Below are 12343 nucleotides of genomic sequence, written 5' to 3'. Positions count from 1 at the left end.
ACAATGCATTACGAATATTGTTATTGATATTTATTATCAACTACCTCTTAGGGGAATATATTATTGCGAATCATTTTTATTATCAAAAATAACAACCGCGTTTTATATCACTTATGAAATTTCCGTATTAAAAATGATTCCTATTTCGTAATAAGAATAATAAACATCCACATGATAAGGCGAACACTTGCCATTTTCCTGCCACTACTTTACCGTGGCGCACATCAGTCTGTGATCAATCGGCAGGAGAAAATGGTATGGGCTATAGTCTGGCGGAGTTGTCCAAAGAGGAGATGGATAAAGTTAACGTGGATTTGGCGGCATCAGGCGTTGCCTTCAAAGAACGTTACAATATGCCGGTCATTCCAGAGGCCGTTGAGAGAGAGCAGCCCGAGCACCTACGTAACTATTTTCGCGAACGCGTAATGTTTTATCGCCAGCGCTCACTTCAGTTCTCGCGTTTACCCTACGAGCCCAAAGCTAAATAGCCTTCCCCCTCATTCCAGTCTATGCCGCCTGTACCGCGGAAAATATCCCTTTCCGCGGGTTACATTCTTACACAGCAAAAACCATTTTCTACTTGCATATCGGCCCGCACAGGAGGTTAATGGAGTGGCAACCTAACCTTTTATCAAGCGAGGCAAGATATGAGTAAAGGACTGGATAGCAAAAAAAACAGCAAGAAGAAACCGCTAAGAACAGCCGCCGAAAAGCGGGCTGACAAAAAAGCGAAAAAAACGCAGGCTGATATTACCTAGGTATTCATTGATAACCTAAATTTTGGTAACCGAAGTAATGCACCGTGCCAATCGGGTAAACCCGAGATTGGGTTTACCCTCATAGCTACGCTTTATCTCTTATCCACGATCGCCCTCAGGTATTTCAAGCACCATCAGCAGAAAAGCATATTCCAACGCGATATCATCATAGCGTTTAAAACGACCAGATTTTCCGCCATGCCCGGCATCCATGTCGGTGTACAGCAACACCAGACGATCGTCGGTTTTGACCTCCCGCAATTTCGCGACCCACTTCGCAGGTTCCCAACACTGCACCTGAGAATCGTGCAACCCGGTCGTCACCAGCAAATGTGGATAACGCTGTGCGATAACACCGTCATAGGGGCTGTATTGTTTGATGTAGTCATAGTAGGTTTGCTCATTCGGATCGCCCCACTCGTCATACTCGCCGGTCGTCAATGGGATAGACTCATCCAGCATCGTCGTCAGCACATCAACGAATGGAACCTGAGCGACAACGCCTTTAAACAGTTCAGGCGCCATATTCACCACCGCGCCCATCAATAATCCTCCCGCACTGCCTCCCATTGCGAACATGTTTTTCCTGTCGCCATAGCCTTTTGCTATTAATGCCTGCGATACATCGATGAAATCCGTGAAGGAATGCATTTTATTGAGCAACCGGCCATCGTCGTACCACTGTTGCCCCAGCTCACCACCGCCGCGAATGTGCGTTAAGGCGAAAATGAACCCTCGGTCCAACAGGCTCAAGCGACTCACACTGAAATCCGGATCCAAACTATGGCTATAAGCGCCGTAGCCGTAGACCAGAATCGGATTCTTACCTGGGCTGAAATGATCGCGATGGTAAACAAGAGAAACAGGAACCTCGACGCCATCTCGAACTGTGATCCATACGCGTTCGCTCCGGTAATTGTCCGAAGAGAAATCTTTCACTTCAGCTTGTTTAAGTAACTGCTGTTCGCCCGTATCCAGATTCAATTCATATTGCGTGCTGGGGGTTGTCATTGACGAATAGCCATACCGCATCAAGGCCGTGTCTGGCGTCGGGTTGTAAGACAGCCATGTCACATAACTCGCGTCATTAAAGGCGATCGTTTTTTCTTCCTGCGTATGCCAGTGAATCTGGCGCAGGCTGGTCAAACCGCGCTCCCGCTCTTCGACCACCAGCCAGTCACGGAACAGCTCAAACCCTTCCAACACACGGCTTTCACGTGGTGCAATCAGCGTTTCCAGCGTCTGCTCATCGGGTTTGCCCGAACGGTAGAGACCAAAGTTTTTACCTTCCCGATTAGAACGCAGATAAAACTGACCCTGATAGTGGTCGATACCATATTCATGATCTCTCCGGCGTGGAATGCAGACCTGCGGCACAGCATCCGGGTGCGTCGCATCGAGCAACAACACTTCCGTCGTCGTCGTGCTGCTGAGATAAATGGTGATATAGTGCTCTGATGTCGTTTTACTCAGGCTGACATAATAGGTGTCGTCTTTCTCTTCATATACCAGCTCATCCTGTGCCGGATCGTTCCCCAGACGATGACGATAGACCTGATACGGCAATAACGTTTGCTCATGCTTGCGCACGTAATACAGAACCGTCGAATCCGCCGACCATTCCGCCCCCGCCGTGACATTTTCGATCACATCCGGCAGCCACTCACCGCTGTTCAGATCGCGAAAACGAAGCGTGTACTGCCGACGGGATAAAAAATCCTCCGAAAGTGCCAGCAGCGCATTGTTCGGGCTAACTTCAAGCGCTCCGAGGCTATAAAATTCGTGCCCTTCCGCTCGTTGATTTCCGTCCAGCAGCGTTTCCCACCCGTCTGTTGCCTGCTCGGGCTGGCGCAGATAAATGGCGTACTCTTTGCCCGGCTCATAACGACTTTGATAGCGATAACCCTTTCTGACATACGGCACAGACATATCCGTTGACGGGATACGCTTAACCATTTCGTCATACAGTGACCGCTTGCGCGCCTCATGAGGTGCCATTACCGCCTCGCTATAGGCATTTTCCTGTTCCAGATAGGCCAGCACCTGTGGATCGGCACGCTGGTCATCACGCAGCCAGTAATAATTGTCGATACGCGTATCGCCATGCGTGCTCATCACATGGGGGCGTTTTTCAGCTTGCGGTGTCTTCATCGTGTCGGATCTCGTTGTCTTAACATAAAATTTTCACTCTGCAAGAAGAGTGGCACGATTGCCCAGTAATGCCAAGCCACCGCCTTATCTCTTGGTGCGCTTTTGCGCACCGCATTCCAATGCACGCCCTCTTTAATGCGCACGCAAACGTTTTCGTTTATACTGCGGCCATTTTTCACAACCCGATCAGGTATAAGGTTATGTTAACGATTGGAACCGCCCTGCGTGCGGATGCCACACGAGTGATGCTGCTTGGCTCCGGTGAATTAGGCAAAGAAGTGGCGATTGAATGTCAGCGTTTGGGAATCGAAGTAATTGCGGTCGATCGCTATGCCGATGCGCCAGCCATGCAGATTGCGCATCGCAGCCACGTCATCAATATGTTGGATGGCGATGCATTGAAAGCGCTGGTTGAAGCCGAGCGTCCTGATTATATCGTGCCGGAAATTGAGGCTATCGCCACCGACATGCTAGTCACGTTGGAAAAACAGGGTCACCATGTTGTTCCCTGCGCTGAAGCCACACGTCTGACCATGAACCGTGAAGGTATCCGCCGTCTGGCAGCCGAAACGCTCGGCGTTCCGACCTCCACCTATCGTTTTGCCGATAGCGAAGAGAGTTTTCGTCAGGCAGTAGATGCGATTGGCTATCCCTGCATTGTGAAACCGGTCATGAGTTCATCCGGCAAAGGGCAAAGCCTGATTCGCTCTGCGGAACAATTAGCGCAAGCGTGGAACTACGCCCAACAGGGCGGACGCGCAGGCGGTGGGCGCGTCATCGTGGAAGGGGTGGTGAATTTCGATTTTGAGATCACGCTGCTAACCATCCATGCGGTTGACGGTATTCATTTCTGTGCGCCTATCGGGCATCGTCAGGAAGATGGCGACTATCGTGAGTCCTGGCAACCGCAGCAGATGAGTGCACTGGCGCAAGAACGCGCGCAAAAAATGGCCAGCGATGTTGTGAAAGCGCTCGGTGGCTATGGTCTCTTTGGTGTTGAACTGTTCGTTTGTGGCGATGAGGTCATCTTCAGCGAAGTGTCCCCTCGTCCGCACGATACTGGCATGGTGACGATGATTTCTCAGGATCTCTCCGAGTTTGCCTTGCACGTTCGCGCGTTTCTGGGGTTACCCATTGGCGCAATTCGTCAATATGGCGCATCGGCTTCCGCTGTGATTTTACCGGAACTCGATAGCAATAATGTGCGCTATCAGGGACTGGAAAGTGCACTACTCCCTCATACGCAAATTCGCCTGTTTGGTAAGCCGGATATCAGCGGTAAACGTCGCATGGGCGTCGCATTAGCCAGCGCAGAAACCACGGACGATGCAGTGGCAATCGCTAAGCGCGTCGCGGCAGGTGTAAAAGTCAGCGGCTGATAGACTGCCACCAACCGGGTAAGGCATGAGATAAAAAAAGGCCACTCACTACGAGTGGCCTTTATCATTCAGTCACGAGCAAACTTAGGCTTTTGCACCTGCAACGGCTTCACGCGCCAGTTCGGTAATACGCGCGTAATCACCGCTTTCCAGCGCATCGTTCGGCACCAGCCATGAACCACCCACGCACAGCACGCTCTTCAGCGCCAGATAATCGCGGTAGTTATTTGGCGTAATGCCACCGGTTGGACAGAAACGGATCTGAGCAAACGGACCCGCGATCGCCTGGAGGGCTTTCACACCACCGTTAGCTTCCGCAGGGAAGAATTTGAACTCACGCAGGCCGTAATCCATACCCAGCATCAGTTCAGACACCGTACTGATACCTGGAATCAACGGGATGTTGCCTGCTGTCGCCGCTTTCAGCAACGGCTCAGTCAAACCAGGGCTGATGGCGAACTGGGCACCAGCTTCCACTACGGCCGCCAGTTGCTCAGGGTTTGTTACCGTACCCGCACCTACGATGGCTTCGGGTACTTCTTTCGCAATCGCGCGGATCGCGTCGATGGCGCAGTCGGTACGCAATGTCAGTTCCAGAACGCGAACGCCGCCCGCGACTAACGCTTTTGCCATCGGCACCGCGTGTTCCAGTTTGTTGACCACAATCACAGGAACAACGGGACCCGTTGTCAAAATCTGTTCCGCGCTCGTTTTCCAGTTTTTCATCAAAAGTTATCTCCAGTCATGCCCGAAGGCATCATTAATTATATAGCGCGCCCCTGCCACAGGGATCTGCGTCACCGCAGATGTCCGACCGCACCGTTAGCCATACATTAAAACTGTGAGATGCCGAGCGATCTCGGCATCTCAATTACTGACGCATTATCAAAAAATTATTCAAACTCATTCCAGGAACGGCCATCGCGGGTAATCATCGCCACGGATGCCACAGGCCCCCAGCTTCCCGCCTGATACGGTTTCGGCGCATCATTGTCCATACCCCATGCATCCATGATGGAATCCACCCATTTCCAGGCTTCTTCCACCTCATCACGACGGACAAACAGTGCCTGAATACCACGCATGGTTTCCAGCAGCAGACGCTCATAGGCATCGGCCAAATGCTGCTGATTAAAGGTTTCCGAGAAGCTCAGATCCAGTTTCACCGTTTGCAGGCGGTGTTTGTGCTCTAATCCTGGGATTTTATTCAGAATCTGGATTTCTACACCTTCATCAGGCTGCAAACGAATGATCAGCTTGTTTTGCGGCAGTTGTTGGTAAGAATCGTGGAACAGATTCAGCGCAGGGTTTTTAAAGTACACGACAACTTCTGAACATTTGGTCGGCAGGCGTTTACCGGTACGCAGGTAGAACGGCACGCCGGACCAGCGCCAGTCGTCAATGTCGACACGAATCGCGACAAAGGTTTCCGTGCTGCTGCTTTTGTTCGCGCCTTCTTCTTCCAGATAGCCCGGCACTTTGTGTCCCTGAACAAAACCAGACGTATATTGGCCGCGTACGGTCGTTTCATGCACGTTGGAACGATCGATACGACGCAGTGAACGCAGCACTTTCACTTTTTCATCTCGGATACGGTCGGTCGTCAGGTCAGATGGCGGTGACATCGCGATCATCGTCAAAATCTGTAACAGATGGTTCTGGATCATGTCGCGCATCTGGCCAGCTTTATCAAAATAGCCCCAGCGCCCTTCAATCCCGACTTCTTCCGCTACCGTAATCTGCACATGGTCGATCGTCCTGTTATCCCAGTTTGAGGAGAACAGCGAGTTGGCAAAACGCAGCGCCAGCAGATTCAGTACGGTTTCTTTACCGAGATAGTGGTCGATACGATAAACTTGGCACTCATTGAAGTATTCCGCGACCTGATCGTTAATGACGCGAGAAGACGCCAGATCGGTACCCAGTGGTTTTTCCATCACCACGCGCGCCGGCTCTTTATTCAGCCCTGCGGTTCCCAGCCCTTTGCAGATCGCGCCGAATGTGCTCGGCGGCATCGCAAAGTAGTTAATGGTGGTACGGTTTTTCTGGTCAAGCATCTTGCCCAGTTTGTTGAACGCTTTCGTGTCTTCCACATCAAGATTGCAGAAATCCAGCCGACTGCTTAGCGTCTCCCACAACTTATCGTCGATGGCTTCTTTCATAAAGGTGTCAAGCGCTTCGCGCACGACGCGGGTATACTCCGCTTTATCCCAATCTGCGCGGCCCACCCCGATAATTTTGGTGTCCGCATGGATGTGGCCTGCTTTTTCCAACTGATACAGGGAAGGCAGCAATTTACGGCGCGCCAGATCGCCCTTGGCACCGAAAATAACCAGATCGCACGCTTGGGCTGTTGAAGTTACCGCCATGTTCATCTCCTCGTTGCAGGATGCTGTAATTTTATTACAGCGATAATGTACTCTTTTTGACTACAGCCAGTAAACCCATCATAAAAATGCCAAATAATGGTCGCTATTGGCTGAAAACCACACATAAATCGGTCTGTGCAGCGGCTGAAATCACTTATGCATTCGCCCTAAAGCGAAATTTTTCGTCGTTTCTGACAGTCGATTACTTTTCTGAAAGTTAGACACATGTCATGTTCTGGCAAAAAAAGGACCTAACTTAACGTGTTGCCCGCTGCCAACCAGTACAGGGTCGTAGTATATTTTCACGTAATGCATGCCAGTTGTACCTTTAGTTGAAATTGGAAAAAACTTACATGGCCCTTGTCGTATGAATATGCTGGAAAAAATCCAGAGTCACCTAGAACTCTTGAGCAAATCGGAAAGAAAAGTTGCTGAAGTGATCCTAAGCACTCCGCAGACAGCCATTCACTCCAGCATCGCGACCTTAGCCAAAATGGCCGACGTCAGCGAGCCAACGGTCAATCGTTTCTGTCGCCGCCTTGAAACGAAAGGTTTTCCCGATTTTAAACTACATCTGGCACAAAGTCTGGCAAACGGTACGCCCTATGTGAACCGTAACGTTGAAGAAGATGACAGCGTTGACGCCTACACCAGTAAAATCTTTGAATCCGCAATGGCGGGTCTGGAACAGGTGAAATCCAGCCTGGATGTCACTGCCGTCAACCGCGCCGTGGATTTGCTGACGCAGGCGAAAAAAATCTCTTTCTTCGGTCTGGGCGCCTCCGCGGCTGTCGCACACGATGCGATGAACAAATTTTTCCGCTTCAATATTCCCGTCGTTTATTTTGATGACATCGTTATGCAGCGTATGAGTTGCATGAATTCCAGCGACGGCGACGTGGTGGTACTGATCTCCCACACTGGCAGAACCAAAAGTCTGGTCGAAATGGCACAGTTAGCACGTGAGAACGACGCGACCGTCATCGCGATCACCTCAGACGGCACGCCGCTCGCGCGTGAGGCCTCGCTGGCGTTGCGGCTTGATGTGCCTGAAGATACCGATGTCTATATGCCGATGGTGTCTCGCATCGCCCAGTTGACGCTGATCGACGTTCTGGCGACAGGTTTCACACTGCGCCGCGGAGAGAAGTTTCGTGATAACCTGAAGCGGGTCAAAGAGGCCTTGCGCGAATCTCGCTTTGATAAAGACGAGCGACTGATTAATCCCTTCAGGTGATAGATAAGTTTATGTTGTGCTTTGTTTTTGAGTTATACCTATGAAAAATGAGCGGTATCATCTACCCGCTCATCTTGAATGGCCACAGACGACGGGCATGGAAAGATGACGGGGATTACCTGTACAGTATGATAATCAGACTCAACACGATGTTCGGATAACGCAGGTGAAATAGTTTTGTTGTAAAGTGACATTTTGCACCGTTATTCGACGCTTAATCGCAACACTACAGCTTCACAAGTGAACGGAGTTATACATGTCCAGACGGCTCAGAAGAACCAAGATTGTCACCACCCTGGGGCCCGCTACCGACCGCGATAATAATCTCGAAAAGATTATCAGTGCGGGCGCTAACGTAGTACGCATGAATTTTTCTCACGGCACACCAGAAGATCATCTATTACGTGCCAACAAAGTTCGTGAAATTGCGGCTAAATTGGGCCGCCACGTTGCCATTCTTGGCGATCTACAGGGTCCAAAAATTCGTGTTTCTACCTTCAAAGAAGGTAAAATTTTCCTGAATGTCGGCGACAAATTCTTGCTGGATGCCAACTTAGCGAAAGGCGAAGGCGATAAAGAAAAAGTTGGGATCGATTACAAAGGCTTACCGAGCGACGTCGTACCTGGCGATATCCTGTTACTGGATGATGGTCGTGTACAACTGAAAGTGCTTCAGGTTGAAGGCCTGAAAGTGTATACCGAAGTCACCGTTGGTGGCCCGCTGTCTAACAACAAAGGCATCAACAAACTCGGCGGCGGTCTGTCTGCTGAAGCCCTGACGGAAAAAGATAAAGCCGACATTATTACTGCCGCAAAAATTGGCGTCGACTATCTGGCCGTTTCTTTCCCCCGTACAGGTGAAGACCTCAACTACGCACGCCGCCTCGCGCGCGATGCGGGCTGTCACGCCAAGATCGTATCAAAAGTTGAACGTGCTGAAGCCGTCTGCTCAGATGCCGCGATGGATGACATTATTCTGGCTTCCGATGTGGTGATGGTGGCGAGGGGCGATCTGGGCGTTGAAATCGGCGATCCAGAGCTGGTGGGCATTCAGAAGAAATTGATTCGTCGCGCCCGTCAGTTGAACCGTGCCGTCATTACCGCCACGCAGATGATGGAATCGATGATCACCAACCCGATGCCAACGCGCGCAGAGGTGATGGACGTTGCCAACGCCGTGCTAGATGGTACCGATGCGGTCATGCTGTCGGCAGAAACCGCTGCGGGTCAGTACCCGGCTGAAACCGTCGCCGCCATGGCGAAAGTCTGTTTAGGCGCGGAGAAAATCCCAAGCATCAACGTCTCCAAGCACCGCCTTGACGTGCAGTTTGATAACACGGAAGAATCCATTGCGATGTCTGCGATGTATGCCGCCAACCACCTGAAAGGGGTTACGGCACTGATCGCCATGACGGAATCAGGTCGCACCGCGCTGATGATGTCCCGTATCAGTTCTGGGTTGCCGATTTTTGCCATGTCTCGCCATGAGCAAACGCTGAACCTGACAGCATTATACCGCGGCGTCACCCCCGTGCATTTCGATAGCTACACGGACGGTGTGGCTGCCGCTAACGATGCGGTGATTCGCCTGCGCGATAAAGGATTCCTGATGTCTGGGGATCTGGTTATCGTCACACAGGGTGACATCATGGGTACCGTAGGCACGACCAACACGATCCGCATCCTGCGCGTGGAATAATCGTTACCATAACCGTTCGCTAGCAGGCAGACGGTTCATTCCAGTAAAAATCCGGACGATTTCTCGTCCGGCTTTTTTATCTCTTTTTCTGTCAGTCAGTATCCGCCGCTCATCTCGCGTTTAGTGACTCAATATCAACTAGTTGCGGTATAAATCATCCCGACAGTACGGTTCAATCTCCCCCGGCTTGCGGGTTTTCAACAGTTTCAGAATCCAGGTGTACTGCTCAGGATTCGGCCTGACCAGAATTTCCACCTCTTCATTCATGCGTCGAGCAATATAGACGTCATCTGCTTCAGCCAAATCATCCATCGGCGGGCGAATAAACACATCCAGACAGCCGTCTTTCGCGTTATACACCGGAAACAGCGGAATGATATCAGCACGGCATACTTTCATCAGCCGTCCGACAGCAGGCAGCGTGGCTTTATAAGTCGCAAAGAAATCAACAAATTCGCTGTGTTCAGGGCCGTGATCCTGATCGGGAAGGTAATAACCCCAGCACCCAGAACGCACGGAGCTGATAAACGGCTTAATGCCGTCGTTACGCGCATGGATACGACCACCAAAGCGACGGCGTAACCGATTCCACCAATAATCCACCAGCGCATTTTTCTGATTGTGGAACATGGCTGCCATACGCTGCCCGCGCGAAGTCAGCAGCATCGCCGGAATATCGACGCCCCATCCGTGCGGCACCAAAAAGATCACGTTCTTATCTTGTTCTTTAATACGGTCCAGAATGTCTTCACCGTGCCAGCGAACATATTTCTCGATTTTCTTTGGGTTACGAATCCCGACTTCCACCATCATGATCATCGACTGAGGCGCTGTCGCAAACATGTCATCGATGATGGTTTCACGCTGTGCTTCCGTTAACTCCGGCATGCAATACAGCAGGTTAATACGGGCACGGCGGCGGGCGCCTTTTGATATTCTCCCGACAAAACGCCCTAACCCACCCAACACCGGATTTCTCAATCGCGCCGGAATATAGGCGGCAAGCGCCATTACGCCAACACCTAACCAAACGCCCCAATAGCGCGGATGAAAAAAGGCGCGTTGAAACTGGGGAACAAATTCAGCGTTCGATTTTTTTTCTTTTTCCATGCCTAAACTCTTCAGATCAATCAGTAAACATCATCATCGTTGCCGCTTAGCGTTTAGCAAACTCGCCGACAATACGTAAAAGCTCGCCCGCTTAGCAACAAAAATCAGGAGACCGCGTTCTATAACATGAACCTGTTTTATAAATGAAAATGCCGGCAGCAAGCCACCGGCATAACATGCAGTATATCTATCCTAAATAATTCAAGTTGCATGAAGGCGGCAACCGCATGAATCCCCAGGAGCTTACACTAGTAAGTGACTGGGGTGAGTAAGGGCGGCCAACGCACAAGCAGCTTGAAGTATGACGGATATGGTTAATCAAACTTAAGCTGCGGTACCACTTCTTTCACCTGCGCCAGATAATCACGACGCTCTTTGCCCACAAGTCCTTCAGAACGCGGCAGTTTAGCCGTTAGCGGGTTTACTGCCTGCTGGTTAATCCAGAATTCATAATGCAGGTGCGGGCCAGTTGAACGCCCGGTGTTGCCAGACAATCCGATACGATCGCCACGTTTCACTTTCTGACCGGATTTCACCAATATACGATTCAAGTGCATAAAGTGAGTGGTGTATTGACGACCATGACGGATGACAACATAGTTACCCGCCGCGCCACTGCGTTTGGCAATCACGACTTCACCGTCTCCGACGGCCAGAACCGGTGTACCGACTGGCATAGCAAAGTCGACACCGTTATGCGGCGCAACGCGCCCTGTCACCGGGTTCAAACGGCGCGGATTAAAGTTGGAGGAAACACGGAATTGTTTCATCGTAGGGAAGCGCATAAAGCCACGCGTCAACCCTGAACCTTCACGGTCGTAGAATTTTCCGTCTTCAGCGCGAATGGCGTAATAATCTTTGCCTCCGGTATTCAAACGAACGCCGATCAGCTCACTCTGTTCACTTTTACCATCGAGTATTTCGCGAGACATCAAAACAGAAAACGTGTCGTCCTTGCGTAACTTACGGAAATCCAGTTGCCATTGCAGCGCTTTGATGACGTCACGCACTTCTGCGCTGGTCAAACCGGCATTTTGCGCACTGCTGACAAAACTGCCCGTGACTCGGCCATTCAGAACGCTGTTACGCCACTCACCTTTCAGCGTTTCAATGCGTTCTTTGAAATCGTCACCGACGCGCTCATAAATGCGCGTTTCACGGCGAGACATCTGCCAGGTCAGGCTTTGCAGATCGCCATTTTCACCCAGTGACCATGAAATTTGCTGACCAATTTTCAGGTTACGCAAATCTTTATTCTGATCGGCGAGTTGGGTAACGTCCGCCATATCGATACCATATTGCGTTAAAATGCTGCTTAAGGTATCGCCCGTAGACACCACATACTCATGTGAACTGCCTTCATCGGCAACTTTATCATCCAGCTCATCTTGTGGAATATCGTCATCTGGCGAGGGCTGGTCTATAGGTTCACTGGCTTCTGGCGTCAGCGTACGGAGTTGGTTAGTTTCCAGATCGATATCTTTCACGATCACAGGAGCATCATCGACGTGGGGATAAACAAAAGGTCGCCAAACAGCAACGGCCAATGTCACAACGGTAAGCGACCCCAGCATGACGCGATGGGGCCGAGGTAAGCTGTTATACGCCAGAGCGATAGTTCGGACTATCTGCTGCACTTA

9 protein-coding genes are annotated in these 12343 nt (G+C 50.8%); 4 read left to right on the top strand and 5 right to left on the bottom strand.

All coding sequences use genetic code 11. The features are described from left to right. Window positions 1-257 precede the first annotated feature (257 nt). Window positions 258-488 (top strand): DNA polymerase III subunit theta, encoded by a 231-nt coding sequence (locus NAL19_RS09170; RefSeq protein ID WP_225087915.1) that lies wholly within the window; start codon window positions 258-260, stop codon window positions 486-488. Window positions 489-857: 369 nt separating this feature from the next. Here NAL19_RS09170 and NAL19_RS09165 read toward each other — a convergent pair whose 3' ends face one another. Further along, window positions 858-2909 carry a S9 family peptidase gene (locus NAL19_RS09165; protein WP_263059480.1) on the bottom strand — a complete coding sequence of 684 codons (2052 nt, stop codon included), beginning with the start codon at window positions 2907-2909 and terminating at the stop codon, window positions 858-860. A gap of 200 nt (window positions 2910-3109) precedes the next feature. Here NAL19_RS09165 and purT point away from each other — a divergent pair, with 200 nt between their 5' ends. Beyond that, on the top strand, window positions 3110-4288 hold the full coding sequence (gene purT / locus NAL19_RS09160) for a formate-dependent phosphoribosylglycinamide formyltransferase (protein WP_263059479.1): 1179 nt from the start codon (window positions 3110-3112) through the stop codon (window positions 4286-4288). A gap of 84 nt (window positions 4289-4372) precedes the next feature. Here the strand turns inward: purT and NAL19_RS09155 are convergent, their stop codons facing one another. Both NAL19_RS09155 and zwf read right to left on the bottom strand, forming a co-directional pair. Further along, window positions 4373-5014 (bottom strand): bifunctional 4-hydroxy-2-oxoglutarate aldolase/2-dehydro-3-deoxy-phosphogluconate aldolase, encoded by a 642-nt coding sequence (locus NAL19_RS09155; protein WP_263059478.1) that lies wholly within the window; start codon window positions 5012-5014, stop codon window positions 4373-4375. 167 nt (window positions 5015-5181) lie between these two features. Beyond that, entirely contained in the window at window positions 5182-6657 is a 1476-nt protein-coding gene (gene zwf, locus NAL19_RS09150) for a glucose-6-phosphate dehydrogenase (RefSeq protein ID WP_015840076.1), read from the bottom strand. 367 nt (window positions 6658-7024) lie between these two features. Between zwf and NAL19_RS09145 the strand changes: the two genes are divergently transcribed. Both NAL19_RS09145 and pyk read left to right on the top strand, forming a co-directional pair. Next, window positions 7025-7894 carry a MurR/RpiR family transcriptional regulator gene (locus NAL19_RS09145; protein ID WP_010275858.1) on the top strand — a complete coding sequence of 290 codons (870 nt, stop codon included), beginning with the start codon at window positions 7025-7027 and terminating at the stop codon, window positions 7892-7894. Window positions 7895-8150: 256 nt separating this feature from the next. Continuing rightward, on the top strand, window positions 8151-9593 hold the full coding sequence (gene pyk, locus NAL19_RS09140) for a pyruvate kinase (protein WP_263059477.1): 1443 nt from the start codon (window positions 8151-8153) through the stop codon (window positions 9591-9593). Between the two features lie 138 nt (window positions 9594-9731). Here pyk and lpxM read toward each other — a convergent pair whose 3' ends face one another. Together lpxM and mepM are read right to left on the bottom strand one after the other, a co-directional pair. Then, window positions 9732-10703, bottom strand: a complete 972-nt coding sequence (gene lpxM, locus NAL19_RS09135) for a lauroyl-Kdo(2)-lipid IV(A) myristoyltransferase (protein WP_263059476.1) — start codon at window positions 10701-10703, stop codon at window positions 9732-9734. A gap of 314 nt (window positions 10704-11017) precedes the next feature. Further along, a complete protein-coding gene (gene mepM / locus NAL19_RS09130; protein ID WP_263059475.1) occupies window positions 11018-12340 on the bottom strand; it encodes a murein DD-endopeptidase MepM in 1323 nt (440 codons plus the stop codon). Between the last annotated feature and the right edge of the window lie 3 nt (window positions 12341-12343).

The organism is Pectobacterium sp. F1-1, assembly GCF_025643735.1.
GTDB classification, from domain to species: domain Bacteria; phylum Pseudomonadota; class Gammaproteobacteria; order Enterobacterales; family Enterobacteriaceae; genus Pectobacterium; species Pectobacterium colocasium.
The sequence above is the reverse complement of the archived record's forward strand: the minus strand, read 5'-3'. Positions and strand labels throughout refer to the sequence as shown.

Bases quoted from the DNA above. Each gene is read 5' to 3' on its own strand.
- zwf (WP_015840076.1), bottom strand. From the start codon at position 6,657: ATGGCGGTAACTTCAACAGCCCAAGCGTGCGATCTGGTTATTTTCGGT.
- pyk (WP_263059477.1), top strand. From the start codon at position 8,151: ATGTCCAGACGGCTCAGAAGAACCAAGATTGTCACCACCCTGGGGCCC.
- purT (WP_263059479.1), top strand. From the start codon at position 3,110: ATGTTAACGATTGGAACCGCCCTGCGTGCGGATGCCACACGAGTGATG.
- NAL19_RS09170 (WP_225087915.1), top strand. From the start codon at position 258: ATGGGCTATAGTCTGGCGGAGTTGTCCAAAGAGGAGATGGATAAAGTT.
- NAL19_RS09145 (WP_010275858.1), top strand. From the start codon at position 7,025: ATGAATATGCTGGAAAAAATCCAGAGTCACCTAGAACTCTTGAGCAAA.
- lpxM (WP_263059476.1), bottom strand. From the start codon at position 10,703: ATGGAAAAAGAAAAAAAATCGAACGCTGAATTTGTTCCCCAGTTTCAA.
- NAL19_RS09155 (WP_263059478.1), bottom strand. From the start codon at position 5,014: ATGAAAAACTGGAAAACGAGCGCGGAACAGATTTTGACAACGGGTCCC.
- NAL19_RS09165 (WP_263059480.1), bottom strand. From the start codon at position 2,909: ATGAAGACACCGCAAGCTGAAAAACGCCCCCATGTGATGAGCACGCAT.